The 22,173-nt window shown below is 53.4% G+C and carries 15 protein-coding genes; 13 read left to right on the top strand and 2 right to left on the bottom strand.

Features of this window, described 5'->3' with window-relative positions; genetic code table 11:
• Window positions 1-894: an ABC transporter ATP-binding protein gene (locus tag CJP46_RS29395; protein ID WP_094599175.1), complete on the top strand. Its 894-nt coding sequence runs from the start codon at window positions 1-3 to the stop codon at window positions 892-894.
• Between the two features lie 105 nt (window positions 895-999).
• A complete protein-coding gene (locus CJP46_RS29390; RefSeq protein WP_094599174.1) occupies window positions 1,000-3,735 on the top strand; it encodes an endo-1,4-beta-xylanase in 2,736 nt (911 codons plus the stop codon).
• Between the two features lie 128 nt (window positions 3,736-3,863).
• On the opposite strand, the gene CJP46_RS29385 is transcribed toward CJP46_RS29390, so the two are convergent.
• Window positions 3,864-4,634, bottom strand: coding sequence for a helix-turn-helix domain-containing protein (locus CJP46_RS29385; protein WP_179281377.1), 771 nt, complete (start codon window positions 4,632-4,634; stop codon window positions 3,864-3,866).
• Window positions 4,635-4,910: 276 nt separating this feature from the next.
• Here CJP46_RS29385 and CJP46_RS29380 point away from each other — a divergent pair, with 276 nt between their 5' ends.
• The 9 genes from CJP46_RS29380 (at window position 4,911) to CJP46_RS29340 (ending at window position 17,670) form a co-directional block, all read left to right on the top strand.
• Window positions 4,911-6,305: an ABC transporter substrate-binding protein gene (locus CJP46_RS29380; RefSeq protein WP_094599172.1), complete on the top strand. Its 1,395-nt coding sequence runs from the start codon at window positions 4,911-4,913 to the stop codon at window positions 6,303-6,305.
• A gap of 94 nt (window positions 6,306-6,399) precedes the next feature.
• Window positions 6,400-9,282: an extracellular solute-binding protein gene (locus CJP46_RS29375; protein WP_094599171.1), complete on the top strand. Its 2,883-nt coding sequence runs from the start codon at window positions 6,400-6,402 to the stop codon at window positions 9,280-9,282.
• A gap of 12 nt (window positions 9,283-9,294) precedes the next feature.
• A complete protein-coding gene (locus CJP46_RS29370; RefSeq protein ID WP_094599170.1) occupies window positions 9,295-10,254 on the top strand; it encodes a carbohydrate ABC transporter permease in 960 nt (319 codons plus the stop codon).
• A 13-nt stretch (window positions 10,255-10,267) separates the two neighbouring features.
• Window positions 10,268-11,131: a carbohydrate ABC transporter permease gene (locus CJP46_RS29365; protein WP_094599220.1), complete on the top strand. Its 864-nt coding sequence runs from the start codon at window positions 10,268-10,270 to the stop codon at window positions 11,129-11,131.
• 16 nt (window positions 11,132-11,147) lie between these two features.
• Entirely contained in the window at window positions 11,148-12,614 is a 1,467-nt protein-coding gene (locus CJP46_RS29360) for an NHL repeat-containing protein (RefSeq protein ID WP_094599169.1), read from the top strand.
• Entirely contained in the window at window positions 12,604-13,230 is a 627-nt protein-coding gene (locus tag CJP46_RS29355) for a Yip1 family protein (RefSeq protein ID WP_094599168.1), read from the top strand. Before CJP46_RS29360 ends, CJP46_RS29355 begins: the two co-directional genes overlap by 11 nt.
• A 17-nt stretch (window positions 13,231-13,247) precedes the next feature.
• Window positions 13,248-15,800 carry a DUF5696 domain-containing protein gene (locus tag CJP46_RS29350; protein WP_094599167.1) on the top strand — a complete coding sequence of 851 codons (2,553 nt, stop codon included), beginning with the start codon at window positions 13,248-13,250 and terminating at the stop codon, window positions 15,798-15,800.
• On the top strand, window positions 15,797-16,705 hold the full coding sequence (locus CJP46_RS29345) for a carbohydrate ABC transporter permease (protein ID WP_094599166.1): 909 nt from the start codon (window positions 15,797-15,799) through the stop codon (window positions 16,703-16,705). Before CJP46_RS29350 ends, CJP46_RS29345 begins: the two co-directional genes overlap by 4 nt.
• 17 nt (window positions 16,706-16,722) lie before the next feature.
• Complete coding sequence (locus CJP46_RS29340) at window positions 16,723-17,670, top strand: carbohydrate ABC transporter permease (protein ID WP_076169184.1); 948 nt, start codon at window positions 16,723-16,725, stop codon at window positions 17,668-17,670.
• A 120-nt stretch (window positions 17,671-17,790) separates the two neighbouring features.
• Here the strand turns inward: CJP46_RS29340 and CJP46_RS29335 are convergent, their stop codons facing one another.
• Window positions 17,791-18,567 carry a helix-turn-helix transcriptional regulator gene (locus CJP46_RS29335; protein ID WP_094599165.1) on the bottom strand — a complete coding sequence of 259 codons (777 nt, stop codon included), beginning with the start codon at window positions 18,565-18,567 and terminating at the stop codon, window positions 17,791-17,793.
• A gap of 179 nt (window positions 18,568-18,746) precedes the next feature.
• Here CJP46_RS29335 and CJP46_RS29330 point away from each other — a divergent pair, with 179 nt between their 5' ends.
• Window positions 18,747-20,567 (top strand): family 43 glycosylhydrolase, encoded by a 1,821-nt coding sequence (locus CJP46_RS29330; protein WP_094599164.1) that lies wholly within the window; start codon window positions 18,747-18,749, stop codon window positions 20,565-20,567.
• Between the two features lie 17 nt (window positions 20,568-20,584).
• Window positions 20,585-22,120: a glycoside hydrolase family 43 protein gene (locus CJP46_RS29325; RefSeq protein WP_094599163.1), complete on the top strand. Its 1,536-nt coding sequence runs from the start codon at window positions 20,585-20,587 to the stop codon at window positions 22,118-22,120.
• Window positions 22,121-22,173 lie beyond the last annotated feature (53 nt).

The following is a 22,173-nucleotide window of genomic DNA, read 5'->3' as shown; positions in this document are numbered from 1 at the left end:
ATGATTCAATGCGAAGGGCTCGTCAAAATTTATAAAACGGCGGATTTGGAAGTCGTCGCCCTTCAGGGCCTGGACCTTCAGGTGGAGAACGGTGAATTCATGGCGATCATCGGCAATTCCGGCAGCGGCAAATCGACGCTGCTCAACATGCTGGGCGGCCTCGACAAACCATCGGCCGGCAAGCTGTTCGTAGACGGCAAGGACCTGCTCGCGTTCAGCGAGCACGACCTGGTGCAATATAAACGGGAGTCGGTCGGGTTCGTCTGGCAAAATAACGCGCGCAACCTGATCCCCTATTTGACCGCGATCGAAAATGTCGAGCTGCCGATTCTCCTGCGGGGCCGAAGACGCCGGGCCCGCGCGCTCGAGCTCCTAGAAGCGGTCGGCCTGAGCCACAGGGTGAAGAACAAGCTCAGCGAATTGTCCGGCGGTGAGCAGCAGCGGGTGGCTATCGCCATCGCGCTGGCGAACGAACCGCGGCTGCTGCTGGCCGACGAGCCAACCGGATCGCTCGATACAGGCACATCGAATCAGGTTCTCGATTTGTTCCGGACGTTGAATCGGGCCATCGGCATCACGATTGTAATCGTGACCCATGATCCGGAGTTGGCCCGCAAGGTGGACCGGGTTGTTCAGATCCGCGACGGAAAGACGTCGGCCGAGATGATCCGCAGGATCTCTTATTCCGATGTGCTGACGCAAATGGACGCCGACACCGCCCGGCGGGAAGCCGAGAGCCATATCGAGTATGCAGTGCTCGACAAGGCTGGCCGGCTGCAAATTCCTGCCGGTTACCTCGACACGGGGAGCTTCAAGGACAGCAACAAGGTGCGTGTCGAACTTGAAGACGGGCGTATCGTTCTGTACCCGGCAAACGAAAGACAGACGATCTGAACTTAACCTGGTTTTATTTATGGAATGAAGTGATCCATAACATGACCATAGAACGCCGTTAAGCGGCGTTTTAATGGAATAGATGACATGAGGAGAGGTGGATTCATGAAAAAGCATCGAATCAAACGTTCCATACTGCTGATGCTTGCGCTTGTGCTCTTATTGGCCCCTTTATCGCTCGGCACACGCCCGGGTCTGGCCAGTGCTGAGCAGGAGTCGGCCGGCCCGCTATCTGAAGGCCGCATGGGAACAGCCGGAACGAGCGATGCGGCAGCAAGCGTTCCGGTAAGCATCTCAAAAGATTTTGAGGACGGGACGCTTCAAGGCTGGTACGGTCGGGGCGGCAACGAGGTCCTGACGGTTTCCCCGAATGCAGCCCATACGGGATCTTACGGCATGCAGGTCACCGGTAGAACCCAGGGCTGGAACGGCCCGCAGCTCGACGTGACCCCAATCATGGAAACGGGAAAGACGTACCACTTATCGGCTTGGGTCAAGCTGCCTGCCGGAACGGCAAGCTCGCCGGTATCGATTGTGGTGCAACGCACGACGGATGGCGCCAATGCCTATGAACTCGTCAAATCGGTCCAGGCGAGCGACAGCGGATGGGTCAAGCTTAGCGGAGAATATACCTTGCAACACCAGATTGAAAGCCTAGCCGTTTATATCGAGTCCTTCGATGTTCCAACGCTTGATTTTTACGTGGACGATGTCGTGATTGAGCGCGCTCCGGATCCGGTTCCGATCGAGATTCAGAAGGACATTCCGAGCCTGAAGGACGTGTTTGCCGGCCAATTCAAGCTGGGGACGGCTGTGCTGGTCAATGAAATCCAGAATCCGAACAGCCCTGATGCGGAGCTGGTCCGGAAGCATTTCAACAGTCTGACGGCCGGCAACGAGCTGAAATGGGACGCCACCGAGCCCGCGGAGGGTCAATTCGATTTTACGGCAGCCGATAAAATTGTAAGCTTTGCTATGGATAACGGGATCGCCATGCGGGGCCACACGCTCATCTGGCATTCCCAGACGCCGAAATGGGTGTTTTACGACAGCAACGGCAACCTCGCCAGCAAGGAGCTTCTATATGCGCGGATGAAAAAGCATATCGATACCGTCGTTGGCCGGTACAAGGGAAAAATTTACGCTTGGGACGTTGTAAACGAGGTCATTGAGCCCGGCGATCAGAAACCGGGGGGCCTCCGCAACAGCTTATGGTATCAAATTGCAGGCGAGGAATTCATTGAAAAGGCGTTCATTTATGCACATGAGGCTGATCCGGACGCCAAGCTGTTCATCAACGATTACAACACGAATGATCCCGTGAAACGGCAGTTTCTGCATGATCTGATTAAGCGTTTGAAGGCCAAGGGGATTCCGGTTGACGGCGTCGGCCACCAGACGCATATCGGGATCGAATATCCCCGGGTGCAGGAATTAGATGATATGATTCAGGCGTTCCGGGATCTTGACATCGATCAGCAAATCACCGAACTGGACATGAGCATCTATACGAATGACACGGAGGCCTATGAGACGTTCCCAACCGAGCTGCAAATCAAGCAGGCCAACCGCTACAGGGAGATCTTCGACGTATTCAGGAAGCATTCGGATCAGCTCAGCGCCGTCATATTCTGGGGCAAGGATGACCTGAACACCTGGCTGCGCACGTTCCCGGTCGTTCGCAACAATTGGCCGCTGCTGTTCGATGAACGGCTGCAAGCCAAATACGCATACTGGGCGCTCGTCGATCCGGCGAAGGTTCCGGTTGAAACGAAGCGCACGAAAGCCCTGGAGGCCAGCGTGAAGATTGACGGCCAGGCGGAAGCGGTATGGAATGTGGCGCAGGCGGTACCGATCCAGACAGGCGGCAAAGCGGCAGCGACATATAAGACATTATGGGACGCAGGACATCTGTACGTATGGGTCGATGTCGATGATGCCACAGTCAACGGCAATGATTCCGTCGAAGTGTACATTGACGGCAATAACGGCAAAACGAATGCTTATGAAGCGGACGACAAAAAGTATACGTTTCGGCGCAGCGGCGCGAATCCGCATAAACCGGCCGAGTATAACGTGGTGAAAACGGAGAAGGGATACCGGATCGAAGCCTCGATCCCGGTCGACGGTGCGCAAACCGGAAAGGAAATCGGCTTTGACGTCCGCATTCGCGACCGGTCCGGTTCAGCGGAAGAGCTGGCGTCCTGGAACGATATTCATCACAGGCAGGATACGGATACGTCCGGGTTTGGCGTATTGACGATGGTGGAAGGTCCGCGAACCGCCAAGGCTGTAAAAGGAACAGCGGCCATCGACGGAGACATCGAAGACATTTGGAGCAAGGCCGAGCAGATCGTAACCGACCGCTGGGTCAGCGGATCTTCGGGCTCAACGGCCAAGGTCCGGACGCTCTGGGACGATCACCGTCTGTACGTGCTGGCCGAGGTGACCGACTCTCTGGTGACCAAGCGGAGCGCCAATGCGTGGGAGCAGGATTCGGTCGAAATCTTCATCGATCAGAACAACGCACGAGCCGCTTCTTATGACAGCGACGACGGGCAGTATCGTGTGAACTTCGATAACGAGCCGTCGGTCAACCCCGGATCGCTCGGCGCCAATTTGACATCCGCCGCGAAGCGGACCCCGACCGGCTACATCATTGAGGCCGCTGTTGATTGGGTCGGAACACCTCCTAAGGCGGGCAGCCTCATCGGGTTTGACGTACAGGTCAATAATGACGAGAACGACGACGGGGTTCGCGACAGCGTGGCGATCTGGAATGATACGTCGGACAGAACGTGGCAAAACCTGTCTAACATCGGACTGTTAACATTGGAATAACCCCAGCGAGTGGGGGAACGAATAAAGGCCGCTCCCGGATAAACAACCGGGAAGCGGCCTTTGGTTTTAGGGATCAGGTGGTCAGGCTTCATCGAATGTATGCCATGTACGCCGAAATATGCTTAAAATCACGCCGTTATGATCAGGGTCTTTCTATATTTGTTAGCGCTTACACCGGTATACGTTTTGAACTTTTTATAGAACCAGTCCATCTCGGTATAACCGACTTCATTAGCGATTTCATACACCTTCATGTCGGTATTCTCCAGCAGGAATTTTGCCTTCTCCATGCGCTGCTGAAGCAGATATTCCTTGAAGGTCATCTTCTCTTCAACTTTGAATTTCTGGCCGAGGTAAGAATAGTTGAAGTGAAAAATATGGGAGATTTCCTTCAGCGTGATGTTCTGATGCAGTGCCTCTTCCACATACGCCTTCACCTTATCGATGATACCGGCCGAAGAGATGGCGGAGGCAGCTCCCTGAACGGTTCCTGCCCATGGGACCGATTGATGTCCGGAATACGGCGCTTCGTCCATCTCCCGCTTCACGGTCTTCAGGCTAGCCGCGAATTCCTCCGGCGATACGGGGTCGGGCAGGTAGTCGTTCACCTGATAATACAAAGCCTTCCGGGCAAGCTGAAACTCATTGCGCCCGCCGATCAGAACGATCGGGACACGGCTTTTCTCCCGGATACGGCCGCAGAGCTGAAGTCCTTCTTCCTCCGAGGCTCTCATGCTGATCAGCACCAGCTGATGATCCTTGGCGGATAGCATCGACATCGCCTCGGCAGCTGCAGCGGCATGGCACTCCAATTCAAATTCCGCTTGGTGTCTGTCCAGCATACGCTTTATCCATTCCTTCGCATGATGATCGGGATCAACAAGCAGCACCTTATACACGATATTCCCCCCTGTTTCTTTTTCGTAAATCATTGGCTCCGGTGAAGCTGCTTATCTCTCATTATGAAAAAAAACCCGATACCCAAACAATGTGCTTTTCTTTATATTGCTATCCATTGTTTACTTATTGGCCATTTGTAATGTAAGGGGTTACAAGCAATCTATATTTTGACGGGTAGAATATCTAACTTACCACAGGTTGTTGCTCTTTCAATGTAAGCGCTACACTTTGAATGTAATTGGGATGCAAATCACTTTAACGGGGGGATTAGAGGAATGCGTATGGGAAAAATGATGCTGCTGCTCTGCACACTGTTACTTGTGCTTTCGGCGTGCAGCAGCGGCGGCTCCAAAAGCGGGTCAAGCGCCGGTACGTCAGAGACGAGTACCGAGACCAGTACCGAGACTGCGGCAACCAACACCGAAAATAAAGGTGCGGAAGAGAAGGATGCGGAGCAAACGTACAAGACGCCTGACATGGATTTCGACATGGGCGGAAGAACGATCAAAGTCGTATCGTGGTGGGATATGACGATTCCGGAGGATAACCCGGATAACATCCAGCGCAAAAAAAATCTGGAGGAGCTGGAGAAGAAGCATAATTTCAAAATGGAATACGTCGCGATCGATTACGGCGAATACCAGCAAAAAGTGACGGCTTCCCTGTTGGCCGGCGAACCGCTTGGCGACATCGTCAGATTGGGCAAAACCTACACGATTCCAGCACTTGTGAAACAGGACTTGTTGTGGCCAATCGATGAGTATACGAAAAATCCGGTAGCCTTTAACCAAAGTGTGACCAATCAATACATGCAATATAACGGTAGGGGTTACGGTTTCTCGGAAGGACAGGGCAACAATGTCATGGGCATTTTTTACAACCGGACGCTCATGAGCAAGCTTGGCTTGAAGTCACTTCAAGATTATGTCAATGAAGACAGCTGGAATTGGGATACGTTTTTGCAAGTGGCCAAAGAAGCCAACAAGGATACGAACAATGACGGCAAGCTTGACTCCTGGGGGCTCGCTAACCCGGCGCCGCTCGAATTTGCGCTTGCTTCCAACGAAACGAGCTTGACGAAGGACAACAAGCAAAACCTGGAAGATCCGAAAACGACCGAAGCGCTTAATTTTATTTCCAAGATTGCGACCGAAAAAGTGGCCAGACCAACGGAAGGCGGCGACTGGACGGAGCCGGGCCAATTTTTCCGCCAAGGCAACACATTGATGTACACGGGAGCGCTCTACGAACTTAGCGGTTTCAAGAAGGATATGCCTGACGCGGATATCGGATTTGTACCATTCCCTAAAGGGCCAAGTGCAAGCTCGTACCACTCTTACGAAGGCCTCTATCAATCCTTGTTCATTCCTAAGGCTGTAAAGGATCCGGATAAGCTGCTCTATATTTGGGAGAAAATCAACGACATCGATTCGATGTATGACTATCCGGATCAGGCTTCCTATGAAACCTCGTTCACGGACGAAAACGACATTAACAATGCGAAGGAAGTCGCAGCGAATTTGATTGTCCTCGACCACTTCACATTCCCGAACTTGAAGTTCTATGATTTCCTCGGCGAAATCACCAGTGGAACCTCGGTGTCTACTGTGGTGGAAAAGTACAAAGCGCCGTTCCAGGCAGCCATTAATGAGGTCTACGGATCGAAATAATTTCACATGTTGAAGCAGCAGTCCCTATTAGAAATTTTTTTCTAACGGGGACTGTTATTGACATGACATGTCTCTTGCTTCAGGAGGGAGAAGCGTGAACAACCGAAAGAAGAGCTACGTCGCTGTCCTGCTCGTCCTTGCCATACTGGTGTCCATTTGGGCATTCTACCCTTCCGGTTCATCCGAAGTGCGGAGCGTTCAAGCCATGGCCGATTTTGCGGCTGTTACGGGATCGGGCGGGGATGACGGCGGCTACGATGCATATGTGAAAGCCCATTCGGATGCTAAGCGCCCGGATCAGGTTATCCGGATCGAGGGCGAGAGCTTTACCCAAACCGACGGGCCGGGATTCGAGGTTGTCCATCCGTCAGGGGAAACCGCCGTCCTCACGCCGGAGTCGGGTTCCATCAGCTGGAACGTGCCCATCGAACAAGCGGGCCTGTACAACATCCGAATCCGGTATTTGCCGGTAGAAGGCAAAAGTTCCGCGATCGAACGCGGATTGACGATCAATCAACAGCTGCCCTTTAAGGGCGCCGACCTGGTTACGTTTGACCGGGTCTGGGGCAATCGGGACGACAAGATCGGTCGCGATGACAGAGGGAACGATCTGCGTCCGAGTCAGGTAGAGAAGCCGATCTGGCAGGTCGAATCCGTCACCGACCGCAGCGGTTATTATGACGAACCCTATTTGTTCTATTTTGACAAAGGCAATCAAAGCGTGACCTTGACGGCATTGCGTGAGCCTATGGCCATCGATTATATCGAGCTGTACCAGGAAGAAGCATTAAAGACGTACGCAGAAATCAAGAGCGATTATTCAACCAAAGGGCTGCAGCCGGTCAAAGACCAATACACCCTGATTCAGGCAGAGGATGCGGTGTATAAGTCCTCTCCGACCTTGTACCCGGTTTCTGACAGATCGAGCCCGACGGTTATTCCATACGATGTGTCCAAAATTCGGATCAACACGATCGGAGGGCTGAACTGGAAGCTGCCCGGACAATGGATCGAGTGGGAATTCGAAGCGCCGGAGGACGGCTTGTACCAGATCGCTTTAAAAGAGAAGCAGGATCAGCTGCGCGGCGTCTTCGCCACGCGAAGCCTGACGATTGACGGAAAGGTTCCGTTCAAGGAGATGAAGCGGATCCCTTTTGAATTCAGCAGGGATTGGAGCATGTACGTCTTGGGAGAGGATGAGCCGTACCTGTTTCATTTGACCCAAGGCAAGCACCGGATTCGCATGACGGTTTCCCTTGGCGAGCTGGCCCCGCTGATCCAGACGATCGAGTCAAGCGTGCTGCAGCTGAACGAAATGTACCGCAAAATTTTGATGATCACGTCCAATTCGCCCGATCCGTACCGGGACTACCAATTGGAGAAGCGGATCCCGGAAATGGCGGAGGTATTCCGCAAACAAGCCGAAACGATCCAAAGCGTGGCCGATTACCTGGAACAAACGACAGGCGAGCAGAGCGACAAGGTGGCCATTTTGCACACGATGGTCAAGCAGCTCCAAGAGATGGCCAAACGGCCGGATACGGTTGCGAACCGTTTGGAGGCCTTCAAGACCAACGTCGGCGGCTTGGGTACATGGATTCTGACCGTCCGGGAACAGCCGCTTACGCTGGATTATCTGGTCGTTTCCTCGCCGGATCATAAGCTGCCGAGAGCGGACGCGTCGTTTCTGCAAGTGGTGAAGCATGAAGCCGGGTCGCTCACCGCTTCTTATACCGAAGATTACGACAGCATCGGCAATACCGGCAAGCAGAAGCGGTCGACGACGGTTTGGATTACGACGGGACGGGATCAGGCGCAGGTGTTGAAAAACCTGATCGATGATTCGTTTACCCCGAAATCGGACATTTCGGTCAATCTGAAGCTCGTACCCGCCAACATCCTTCTGCCCGCGACGCTCGCCGGGGAAGGGCCGGACGTGGCCATGCAGATCGGCGAAGACGTGCCCGTGAACTATGCCATGCGGGGGGCGGCTGCCGATTTGTCGAAATTTGCAGATTATAACGAAGTCGCATCCCGCTTTCGCGACAGCGGATTGGTGCCTTACGAATATGACGGGGGCGTCTACGCGCTGCCGGAGCAGCAGTCGTTCCCGATGCTCTTTTACCGCAAGGATATCCTGAAGGAGCTTAACCTGGAGCCGCCCCAAACGTGGCAGGATATTTACAACATGATTTCGGTTTTGCAGAAGCACAACATGGAATTTTATCTGCCGATCGAGGCCGCCAACGCGAGCCTAGTGCCGAACCCGACGTTCTCCATGCTGCTGTATCAGAACGGCGGCGAATTCTACCGGGACGGCGGCAGGAAGAGCGCGCTGGATTCCGAGATCTCCATGGATGCCTTCAAAAAATGGACGCAGTTCTATACGAGCTACAAGTTCCCGCTGCTGGCCGACTTCCCGAACCGGTTCCGGACCGGCGAAATGCCGATCGGCATCGCGGATTATACGACATACAACATGCTGACCGTCCTGGCGCCGGAAATCAAGGGGCTCTGGGAATTTACCATGGTGCCCGGCACGGAGAAGAACGGCACGATCCACCATGAGGTAGCCAGCCACACGACCGGCGTGATGATGCTCGAGGGCGCACGGGATCAAGAGGCGGCTTGGGAATTTATGAAATGGTGGACGGATAAGGATACCCAAATCGCTTACGGCCGCGAGATGGAAGGGCTGATGGGCGAGGCGGCCCGTTATCCGACAGCCAACGTCGAGGCGCTTGAGGAGCTGCCTTGGCCGGTCAAAGACTATCGCAATTTGGAGAACCAGTGGAAATGGGTTCGGGGAATCCCGCAGGTTCCGGGCGGCTATTTTACCGGCCGACACCTTGACAACGCATTCCGCAAAGTCGTCAACGCCAGCGAGAATCCCCGCGAGGCTTTGTCAGATTACCTCTTATACATCAATGACGAAATTGCGGTCAAGCGGAAGGAATTCAATTTACCTGAACAGTAAGGGGGGAATCGGATGCAAGCCGAAACAACCAGCAAGGCTGCCGTTTCGAGCCTCGTGCAGCCGAAAAAGCAGTCGCGGCTGGCCAACGTTTGGAGAGAACTGAAGAAAAACAAGCATTATTACATCCTGATGAGTCCGTACATGCTGATCTTTTTTGCCTTCACGGTGGTTCCGGTCATTTTCTCGATCGTTCTCAGCTTCTTTTATTTCAATATGCTGGAATTCCCCCGGTTTGTAGGGTGGCAGAACTACTCCAGATTGTTTTTGAATGATGACGTCTTTATGATCGCTTTGAAAAATACGCTGCTGTTTGCGGTCATTTGCGGACCGATCAGCTACATTGCCTGCTTTCTGTTTGCATGGATTATCAATGAGCTGTCCCCGAAGGTCCGCGCGTTGATGACGCTTGTTTTCTATGCGCCGTCGATTTCCGGCAACGTTTTCTTTATTTGGCTCATTATTTTTTCAGGCGACAGATACGGCTATTTGAACGGCTTTTTAATAAAATTCGGCTTTATGCTGGAACCAATTCAATGGCTGACGAACGAGAAGTACATTTTGCCGATCATCATGATTGTCCAGCTGTGGCTCAGCCTTGGTACCAGCTTCCTGGCTTTTATTGCGGGCCTGCAGACGATCGACAAGTCCCTGATTGAAGCAGGAGCGATCGACGGCATCCGCAACCGCTGGCAGGAGCTATGGTTCATTACGCTGCCGTCCATGAGGCCGCAGTTGATGTTCGGCGCGGTTATGCAGATCACCAGCTCGTTTGCGGTGGCCGATATCTCGGTGGCGCTCGCCGGTTTTCCCAGCGTCAACTACGCGGGACATACGATCGTCACGCACTTGATGGATTACGGAACGATCCGCTTTGAAATGGGGTATGCGTCCGCGATTGCGACGGTGCTGTTCGCCATGATGCTCGGTGCCAACAAATTGACGCAGCGATTGCTCAGAAAGGTAGGGGAGTGATTTGGTGACGAGAATGATGGCCGCCTTTCGCATGCCGAGAAGGCTGAACCGCTCTTTTACCGTCAGCTTTATGCTGTTTGCGTTCCTGGCCGTATTCGGCGCATTCATGGCGCTGCCGCTGATCTACGCCGTTAATAATGCTTTTAAACCGCTGAACGAACTGTTCCTGTTTCCGCCGCGTTTCTTCGTGAACAATCCGACGATGGACAACTTTTACGATCTGGTGGCGTTAATGGGAAATTCCTGGGTTCCGCTGTCCCGGTATATCGTGAACACGCTCTTCATTACGATTGTAGGGACCATCGGCCATATCCTGCTGTCGTCCGCCGCGGCCTATCCGCTGGCAAAATACCGTTTTCCCGGGTCCAAGATCCTGTTCTCGATCGTCGTCATGTCCTTGATGTTTTCCGGGCATGTTACGGCGATCCCCAACTATATGGTGATGTCGTGGCTCGGCTGGATCAATACGCACGCATCGATTATCGTCCCGTCGCTTGCGTTTCCGTTAGGCTTATTTCTGATGAAGCAGTTCATGGAGCAGATTCCGGATGCCCTGCTGGAAGCGGCCAAAATCGACGGGGCGAACGAATACCGGATTTATTGGACGATCGTCATGCCCAACGTGAAGCCTGCTTGGCTAACGCTGATGATTTTGCAGTTTCCGATGCTGTGGGGCTCGGACGGGGGCAATTTCATTTACAGTGAGAACCTCAAGACGCTTCACTATGCCTTAGGCCAAATCACCGCGGGCGGGATTGCCCGGGCCGGCGTGGGAGCTGCCGTCGCGCTGATTCTGATGGTCGTGCCGATTACACTCTTTATCATTTCGCAGAGCAACGTCCTTCAGACGATGGCGACCTCCGGAATGAAAGAATAGAGGGGAGACTAGCACGATGCGAATGAGCATACCGAAAGTGAAAAAGTACCTCCTGGCGGCTGCCCTCTGCTGCTTGCTGGGGACGAGTATAGGCGTAAATGCGGCTCACGCCGAAGGCAGCGCCTCCTACAACTATTCCTTCTGGAATGACACGACGCCGGCTCCTGCCGCGTATGAGGCCACGTCCTTGCTGAACGGCACGCAGCTTGGCGTCGGTCCCTTCAAAAACCCGAGCGACGTCCACGTAACGGCCGACAAAGAGATTTATGTGCTCGATTCCGGCAACAACCGCATCGTCGTCCTCGACGAGCATTTTAAGCCGGTTAAGGTGGTGGATTCCTTTGACCACAAGGGGAAAAAAGATACGTTCAATAACCCGCAAGGGATCTTCGTGACCGACCGGAAAGAGCTGTTTATCGCCGATACGGGCAATAAACGGGTGGTGCATCTGGATTCAAACTTAAGGGTGGCGGGGGTGCTTGAAGCGCCGAAGTCAGACCTGCTGCAGGCCAATTTCGATTTCCAGCCGGTTCGGGTGGTCGTCGACAAGGCGCAGCGGATCTACGTGATGTCGACCGGCGTATTTGACGGTTTTATGGAATTCAATTCGGACGGGGCGTTCACCTCGTTCATCGGCGCGAACCGGGTGACGGTCGATCCGGTGGAACTGTTCTGGAAAAAGATGTCCACGCAGGCGCAGCGGAGCCAGATGGTGATGTTCACGCCTACCGAATTCACGAACCTGGATATGGATGACGAAGGCTTCATTTACGCAACGAGCGGTGACTATTCGAATAACCCGATCAAAAAATTGAACGCTCAAGGCAATGATATTCTCCGGCGGACGGGATATCTCAGCCTGGTGGGGGATATCCGGTATTCAAAAGACATCGGTCCTTCGCGGCTCATCGATATCGATGTCACCGACAGCGAGATGTATTCGGTCCTCGACTCCAAGCGGGGCAGGATCTTCACTTACAGCGGGGATGGACATCTGATGTACATATTCGGCGGATTGGGCAACCAAATGGGCCAATTTAACACCCCCGCGGCGATTGAACGGGTCGGGGACAATTTTCTTGTGCTGGATAAGGCATTCGGCGAGATAACGGTGTTTCAGACAACAGCGTACGGCCGGATGTTGAACGAAGCGGTCCGGAGCTACTACAGGGGCGATGAGGAAAAGGCGTTTGATCTCTATCAACAGGGGATCAATACGAATGCCAACCTGGAATTTGCTTATTCCGGCGTAGGCAAGGCCCTTCTTCGGAAAGGGGACTACAAAGGGGCAATGCACTATTTCAAGGAAAGCTACGATTATGCCAATTATTCAAAGGCTTACTTGCTTTACCGCAAACAGGTGCTGAAAGAATACTTCCCGGCAGTCATGACCGGATTGATCGTGCTCGCCGCAGCGCTCCTGCTCTTCAAAAAGCTCCGTAAGCGGATGAGGAGACAAGGAGGTGTAACGATTGAATCGTGATCTCGTAAAATATCCGCTTTATCTCATTGTGCATCCTTTTAACGCCTACTGGGACCTGAAATACGAACGAAACAAGCGGCACACCCTGATCGCTTCTTTGATCATCCTGTTTCTGATGATTATCACGAATGTCCTGAGCAACCAGTACAGCGGGTTCCTGGTCAACCTGTCCAATCCGGACGATATGAACAGCCTGATGGAAGTGGTGTACATCGTTGTCCCGGTTTTGTTCTGGTGCGTGGCCAACTGGTCGCTGACGACGCTCATGGACGGAGAAGGGAAGTTCGTTGAAATTTTTACTTCGACGTGTTTTGCCCTCGTTCCGATGATGATCATCAACTTCCCGTGGATTTGGCTCAGCAATGTCATATCGCTGCAGGAGACGGCGTTTTATAACTTCTGCAGCACCGCGGCCGTCCTCTGGTCGGCGTATCTCTTGTTCGTCGGCAACATGACCGTGCATCAATACTCACCGTCGAAGACCATCGGGACGATCCTGATGACGATCGTGGCGATGGGTTTCATGGCTTTTATCTGCCTGCTGTTTTTCGGACTGATTCAGCAGATGATTTCGTTCGTTCACGTCATTTATCAGGAAATCATGCTGAGAAACTAAAGAAAGGAGGAGAAACCATGCGCAAAACCAGAATCGCCCTGTGGCTCCCGGTGCTGCTCGCGGGGATCGCGCTGGCCGGCTGTGCCGATTCGAACGCCGCCCATTCCGGGGCCAATGATGCACCGGCTGCAGCAGAATTTACCAAAGGCCAGCCTTTGAAGGCGGCTTTCACCGACGCCCGCGCAGCCGGCATGAAGGGCGTAGCCGAAAATGAACGACTGCGGCTGTTCGTGGATGAGAGTACGGGCGCCATCGCCGTACTAAACAAGGAATCCGGAGAGACGTGGTACAGCAACCCGCCGGAACAAGGCAAGGACCCGCTCGCCTCCGGGGTGAACAAAGCCAACCTGTCATCCCAGCTCAAGATCGATTATTACAACAATTTTGGCCAGGTGAATTCTATCAACACGTTCACGGATAGCGTTTCGCATAAGCAGATCAAATTCGAACCGATCCCAAGCGGGGTAAGGGTCACGTACCAGTTCGGAACGGCCGTGAAATCGGCGGCGGATTTGCCGATGATGCTCAGCAGTGAGCGAGTCGAGGCGATGCTGGGCAAGCTGGACAAAACGGGCCAGCGGGCTTTGAAAATCGCCTATAAAGAAGATCCGGATAAAAAGGTGTATGTCCGTAACGACAGCGCCTTAAATGGACTGCAGCTCGATCGCGCCTTCAAGGCATTCGACGATGCCGCATATACCGAAGAGGACCTGATGAAGGACATGGAGGAGCTACATTTTACACAGGAGAAGCCGGAACCGCGGATATTCCTCGCATCGATCGAATACGCCCTGGACGGCGGCAGCCTAGTCGCCAAGATCCCTGCATCCGGTATTCAATATCCGAGCGCATATCCGATCGGGAATATTTCCTTCCTCAGCTTTTTTGGCGCCGGCAGCTCCAAGGAGCAGGGGGCGATCTTCGTGCCGGACGGCTCCGGTGCGCTTATCCATTTCAACAACGGGAAGAAGCAGTATCCCGCTTACCAGCAGCCGGTGTACGGGGAAGACCTCACGATGAAGACGACCGAGGATGCCAAGACCGAGCAGGCGGTCCGGCTGCCGGTTTTCGGCATCATCCGGGAAAGCGGCGCGATCCTCGGCATCATCGAGGAAGGTGCAGCGGCTGCGGCCATCCATGCCGATATCAGCGGAAAGCTGAACAGCTATAACTATGTATATCCCAGCTTCAATGTCATGAACAAAGGAGAAGTGACGCTGCAAGCGAACGGCCAGGAGCGTACGCTGCCCAGGTTCCAGGAACAGGCGATGAAAACGGACTTTACGGTCCGGTACGCGTTCCTGAACAAAGAGGAGGCTTCTTACCAAGGCTTGGCCCGCTACTACCAGCGTTATTTGGAGCAGCATGGCGGTCTCCCTAAGCCAGAGGCGGCCGCAGGTGCGACAGATACGCCGTTCTACCTGCAGCTGGTCGGCGGCATCGCCAAAGAAAAGCATTTTGCCGGCATTCCTTACCGGACAATTGAGCCCCTCACGACGTTCGAACAGTCGGAGGATATCATCAACCAGATGAAGAGCCGCGACATATCCAACATCAAACTGAAATTTTCGGGCTGGTTTAATGGCGGGATGGATCATGAGGTTCCGGATCACATTTCGGTCGACAAGGCGGTCGGCGGCAGCAATGGATTGCGGGGCTTCCTGTCGTTCACGCGGGATCAAGGGGTTTCTTTCTTTCCGGATGTAGCAGTTTTGACCGCGAATACGGGAAAGGGATTCAACGAGAATGCGAATGCTGCGAGAACGCTGAGAGGCATTCCTGCTGCTCTCTATCCACTGGATCAGGCACTCAATCGAAGGGACCGGGATAAGCCGCCGTCTTATGTTGTATCCCCGCGGCTTACCGTTTCCTATACCAAGTCGGTGCTGGAGGGCTTGAAAGGGTATCAGACAGGCGGCATTTCACTCCGGGATCTCGCCGATCAGCTCAACAGCGATTACCGCAAGCACGATCAACTGGATCGCACGCAGTCCGAGAAACTATCAATTCAAGCGCTGGGCAGCATCTCGCAGGAAAAATTGAAGGTCATGGCCGACGGCGGCAATGCTTATGCGCTTCCATTCTTGTCGGATATTACGAGCGCGCCGATGTCCGGCAGCCGCTTCAAGATCGAGGACGAAGAAATCCCATTCTATCAAATGGTCATTCGGGGGTACGTCGACTACACGGGAAGCCCGTTTAACCTGTCAACCTATACGGATGAACGGCAGTATATCCTGAAATGCCTCGAATACGGAGCGGGCGTGTACTTCGAATGGATCCATGAACCGAATGACAAGGTGAAGGACACGGAATACAACGACCTGTATGCCGTCCATCACAAGCAGTGGATCGAACAGGCCGCGGAAATGTACCGCGAGGTGAACGATGTGCTGAAGAACGTCCGGAATGAGCCGATCACGGGCCATGAGAAGCTTGGCGAAGGCGTGTTCAAGACTGTGTACGGGAACGGCATTTACGTCATCGTGAACTATAACCGTACGGATGTGACGGTGGACGGCCAAACGGTGAAAGCCGAGAGCTATTTGACGGGTGGTGTGCAATCTTGAAGTCGATCATGAAATTCGGCACGAAGCGGCGGACATACGCCGAACAGAAGGCGCTTTGGGGCTTTATCTACGTTTTGCCGTGGCTGCTTGGATTCCTTCTCTTTTTCCTGATACCGTTAATCTCTTCATTAAGATACAGCTTCAGCTCCATCGAAGCCAATGCTAACGGCATGAACATCAGCTTTATCGGCATCTCCAATTACGTGGAAGCCCTTACGGTCAATACAAGCTTTAACCGTACGCTGACGACCTCGATCGTCAACATGGTCATCAACGTACCACTCATTGTGATCTTCAGCCTGTTTTTGGCTGTACTGCTGAACCAAAGGTTTGTCGGCAGATCCATTGCCAGATCGATATTTTTCCTTCCGGTCATCCTGGCCTCCGGAGTCATTGCGAATTTGGAGACGTCCAGCCTCGTTCAGGCCATCAATGAGCAGAACGCCGGCGGTGCCGTGAGCGGCCTGGGGACCAGCGAGCTGACGCGGATCATGGTCAATTCCGGTGTTAGCGATAACATCGTCACGTACCTGACGAGCGCCGTGGATCGCATCTACCAGATCGTCAGCCAGTCGGGCGTGCAAATTCTGATCTTCCTGGCAGGGATCCAGTCGGTATCCCCCCAGCTGTATGAGGCATCCAAGATCGAGGGAGCGACCGGTTACGAAGCATTTTGGAAAATCACGCTGCCCATGGTCAGCCCGCTCATCCTGGTCAACGTGATTTATACGGTGATCGACTCGTTCTCCCGGAGCGAAATGACGACGCTGATCAGGGAAACGGGATTTACGAATTTCAATTTCGGCCTCAGCTCGGCGATGGCCTGGATTTACTTCCTGGCGATCATGGTTATTTTGCTAATCATTACGTTTTTCATTTCCAAAAGAATTTTCTATCAAGAGTAGAAGGAGCGTGAGCAGCGTTGATCATCGCCCGTTTGTTGTCGCTCGAAAGCTGGAAGCGCTGGCTGTGGACCGTCGTGCGGCTGGTCCTGATGGCAGGACTGTCGTTTGTCATTCTGTACCCCATTCTTCAAAAGATTTCGACGGCCATCAAGGACAAGAGCGATCTGTATTCGCCGATCGTCGTCTTTATCCCGGAGCATTATTCGCTGGACAATTTCAAAAAAGCCATCTCGATCATGGACTATTGGCACACGCTGTTCAATACGTTTACGTTATCGGCCATGACGACGATCCTGACGGCCGTGTCCTGCGCGTTTGCAGGCTACGCCTTCGCCCGGCTTAAATTCAAAGGCAGCAATTTGCTCTTTGGAGGCGTCATCCTGACCATTCTGGTGCCGCCAACGACCATTCTGATACCGATCTACATGAATTTGAAGGATTTCAGCCTCATGGGGCTGATTCCGCTGCTGACCGGGAAGTCGGTGAACCTGCTGGATTCGTACTGGCCTTTCTTTCTAACCTCAGTCACCGCAAACTCGCTGAAGGCGGGTCTGTACATTTTTATTTTCAGGCAGTTTTTCCGGGGCATCCCGAAAGAAGTGGAGGAAGCGGCTTATATCGATGGGGCGGGCGTAAGCAAAACTTTTATGCGCATCATGCTCCCGAATGCCGTTCCGGCCATCGTTACCGTGCTGTTGTTTTCGTTCGTATGGCAGTGGAATGACAGCTTCTTTACGACAACGTATTTAACGTCGGGCAAAGTGATGTCCACCCAACTGGCGTCGCTGCCGCACAACCTCTCCATCATGCTCGAGGGCGGGGTTGCGACCAACAAGGATCCTTTCTATATGAGCATGGTCCAGGATACCGGCATCTTGCTGGCCATCCTGCCGCTGATCATTATTTATTTGTTCGTGCAGCGTTACTTTGTGGAAAGCATCGAACGGACCGGCATCGTCGGGTAAGGTTGGGTTATGGTATTAACGAAAAAGCAGCATGCGGGACCGCATGCTGCTGCTCTATTTTATTTATCTATAAGGAGAAGGTTTCTATTGGAAACGGATAGAAAGCTGATTGATTTAATCTCAAGACCGTAAATCACCCGATTGCCGGTATTCACGAGGCGTGCAGCCCACGATACGCCGAAATTGTCTGGAGAAATGCTCGACATTTTTGTAACCGCACAGCTCGCTGATATCGGCGATCCGGAGCGATCCGTGGATCAGCCTTTCCTTGGCGAGGCGGATCCTGCACTGGATAACGTCGTCCATGCAGGAAATCCCGAAAGTCGCCTTATACAGCGTTTGCAGGTACCCGGGGCTCAAGTGAACATTATCGGCCATGGAAGGGACACTCCATTCAGCGCCGGGACGGTTGTGGATCGCCTTGCGCAGATTCAGCAGTTTCTGGTAATGCGGCGAATTTTCCTTGGATTGAAAAGCTTCGAGCAGCTTGTTGAACAAGATCCGAAACAGGTAGTCGATGGAAAGCTCCCGGTAATCGCAGCTGAAAAAATTTTCGGTGGCGAGAAGCTGAAACAGCTGGCGGCAGTAACCGGGATCCGGCACCGGAATCGGAACGCCCCGCGGAAGCTTCGTCTCCAGAACGTAGGATTCGTCCGTTTCGAAACGGACCCAGTCATTCACAAATTTCCCTGAGCAGGCGCGGTACATAATCTTTTGGCGAGGGGGAAAGAGGACGGCACAGTTTGCCGGGTATTCCCTGATTTCTCCCTGAACCCAGAACTCGGCCGGCGTTTGCGTAAGAATCAGCAGCCAAAAATCATGCCCTTCCGGAATGTCATAAATAAAGTCTTCGGGATGGGCGGCATCATATCCGACATAGTAAATGGATGTCGTCATCGCGTTCTCCAATCTTAGAAAAGATCAAGTTTCTGTCAGCATAGATCATTCATTGATGAGATGTCCTATTTTATAATTTCATAGTAAACGCAATATAAAGTCAATAGAACAACCGGAAATTGCGAGACTCCGTTTAAGCAACCGTATTTGAAATGATCAATAAAAGTGAGGTCCATGCCATGATTTCAATAATGAAAAGCGAATATATCGAAGTATTATGCTACACGCGCACCCCGCAGGAGGACAGGATCTATGCGCCCAGGCTGGCGTACAGCATGCATCTTGCCTATAGCCAGGACGGCAATCATTTTCAAGCCTTGAACCATAATTCAGGCGTCCTGTTCGCCAAGGCCACGAATCATGATAACGGGACGCTCCGTGCCAAAAGCCTGAAAAATCCGTACCTCTTCCGCATGGCCGACGGAAAATTCGGTGTCGTTGCCGTACGGACGGAGGCGGATGGACAGCAGGATGAAGAGAGCCGAGGGGCGGTGCTGTTCTTTACTTCCAGCGATTTGCTGCAGTATCAAGAAATCGGGCTTGTCGATTTGAAGAGCAATGCTAACGTCCAGGATGTCGCTTGCGAGTACGATGAATCAAGCCAGGCATACGTCATCCGCTGGAGCGACGGGAAGGGCGGCAGCTACCAAAATAAGATTCAGGACCTTTATGATTTGGCTGGCGCCGGGACTCCGGAAAAAGCGGAGGCGTTTACTCTGGAAGCCGTATCGGCCGACATTGAAGGTATCCAGCCCCGTAACGTGATCCGCATTCCGCGGGAAACCGCACATCGCCTCGTATGCCGGCTTACGGTCCCGCAGAATGTCGCCATTGAAGTTCCGGATGGCATCACGGCGGCTTCAGCCGAGGATTTGAAAGCGCTCCAAGCGACAGCGGTATACAGCGACGGCACCACGGCTCCCAAGGCCGTGGACTGGGATACGGCAACGGTTCGCTGGGATCAGGCTGGAACTTATCGGGTGAAGGGAAGGGTTCGCCAGGAGCATTATGCGTTTCCGATCGCGGCGAACCGGGCGGACCCTTGCATCGCAAAATGGAACGGCAAGTATTATTTCATTGCGACCAATGACGCCGACGGCAACCGAACCTTGTATATCCGGGAAGCAGAGACGATATCCGGTCTTGTTCAGGCCGACGAGTCTTTAATTTTGGATACACAAACCTATGATCACATTAAAGGGCTGTTATGGGCGCCCGAGTTCCATATTATCGGGGGCGGGCTGTACATTTTTCATGCGGCAACGACAGGCGAATTTTTCTATGAAGAGTGCCACGTGATGAAGCTGCGCGAGGGTGGGGACCCCACTTGCGCAGCTGACTGGTCGATGCCCCGGCGCGTCGTCAGGAAAGACGGTACCGAGTTATGCGAGGCGGGCAAGGTGATCTCTCTGGACATGACCGTCATCCAGGTGAACGGGGATTGTTACGCGGCTTGGTCGGAGCGGCAATTCGTGCCTGTAGATCTTGGCGCCTGGGTTTATATCGCGAAATTAGATCCGAAGGAGCCGTGGAGGCTGGCGAGCGATCCGGTGCTGCTGACCAAGCCGGACTTTGGCTGGGCCAATAACCATACCTTTGTCGATGAAGGGCCGTTTGCTTTGATCCGGGACGGCAGGATTTTTCTAACCTTCTCGAGCGCGGCGGTAGACGCTACTTATTGCGTAGGCCTGCTGACCGCCGACGCGAATGCGGACCTGCTGGATCCCGGCAGCTGGACGAAGGGCAATTATCCGCTGCTGACGTCGAGAAGCGTCCCGGGCGAATACGGTCCGGGCCATAATTGTTATATTACCGATGACGATGGCGTCACTTGGAACGTATACCATGCCCGACCTGGAGTAGAGGGGCCAAGAGGGTCCGGAATCCGCCGCGTTCATTTCGGCATGGACGGATATCCGGTGCTTGATTTAACGGAAGAAAGGGATTTGAACCCGGCTTTGTCCGAGGTGTCGATCGAAATCATTGTACAACGCGATTAGGAAGGGGCAGAGAGAACATGTATCCAAATCCGATTATATGGGCCGATTATCCGGATCTTGATGTGATCCGGGTAGAGGATACCTACTATATGGCGAGCACGACGATGCACATGATGCCAGGCTGCGTCATTCTGCGATCATACGACCTGATTCAATGGGAGGTGGCTTCACATGTGTACGACGTATTGGACAATACGCCCGCACAGCGACTGGAAGACGGCCAACATATTTACGGCCAGGGCATGTGGGCGCCATCTTTTCGTTACCACAAGGGAAAATTCTACGTCATCTTCGTGGCGAACGATACCCGCCGGACTTACCTGTACACGGCAGATAGCGTAACCGGTCCATGGACGAAGCAGTACATCGAGGGTTTTTATCACGACTGCTCCCTGCTGTTTGACGATGATGGCCGGACGTATCTGATATACGGCAACGCCGAGATTCACCTGATCGAATTGAAGGAGGATCTTTCCGGTCCCAAACCCGGCGGGCTGAACCGCGTTATCGTGAAAGAACGGGAGCCGTATCATCTCGGGTACGAGGGTGCCCACTTTTATAAGATCGATGGCAGGTATTATGCTTTCTTTATCCATATTTCGAAGGCTTCGGGGCGCCGAACGCAGGCCTGCTTTGCGGCGGATTCCCTGGAGGGCGAATTTACGGGCGGAGAGGTCTTTAATGACGATATGGGGTATTTCAATTCAGGCGTAGCGCAGGGCGGCATCGTGGATACGCCGGACGGGAAATGGGTGGCTGTGCTGTTTCAGGATCACGGCGCCGTCGGCCGGATTCCGGTGCTTGTTCCGCTGCGCTTTGAGAACGGTTTTCCGGTATTCGCCAAAGCAGCACCCCCAATGATCGAGCTGCCAAGCACAAGACCTGGGTATACCTACCAGCCTTTGGTTGGAAGCGACGACTTTGATTACACGCCGGACGAAGACGGCAAAGTACGCCTGAAGGATGTTTGGCAGTGGAATCATACTCCTGACGATGCATTGTGGTCCGTAACGGACAAACCGGGAGTCTACCGGGTCACATCCGGCAAGATCAGCCCCAATTTGACGTTCGCGGTCAATACGCTGACGCAGCGCGCCATGGGACCGGCATGCGAAGTAACGGTCACGCTGGACGGCAGCGGGCTGAAGGATGGCGATTATGCAGGCTTATGCTTTTTGATCGGTACGTACGGCTTGATCGCCTTGACCAAGGAGGCAGGCCGATCCTACCTGGTGATGCTGGCCAGAGAGGCCAAAGACCGCTCCATATTCGGCAAACTGGTCGACGAAGAGCCCGGGACCGAACTAGCCAGAATTCCCGTTTCCGGAAACGTCGTCACACTCAAGACGATCGGCAATTTCGTGAACAATGCGGATGAGTGCATGTTTTATTACCGGGATGGTGCGGATTGGAGGCAGCTCGGGATTACGCACAAGATGGTATACAAGCTGGACCATTTTATGGGATGCCGCATCGGTCTGTTTTTGTTTTCCACCCGGGAGGTCGGAGGGACGGCGGATTTTTCCGATTTTCAATACCAGGTTCTGAAGTAATCCGACTTCCGTTCGCTCCTTATGCAAAGGGGGTATTCCTCTGGGAATGTCCT

The sequence above is a fragment of the Paenibacillus sp. XY044 genome (genome assembly GCF_002257645.1).
In the GTDB taxonomy this organism is placed as follows: domain Bacteria; phylum Bacillota; class Bacilli; order Paenibacillales; family Paenibacillaceae; genus Paenibacillus_AQ.
The sequence above is the reverse complement of the archived record's forward strand: the minus strand, read 5'-3'. Positions and strand labels throughout refer to the sequence as shown.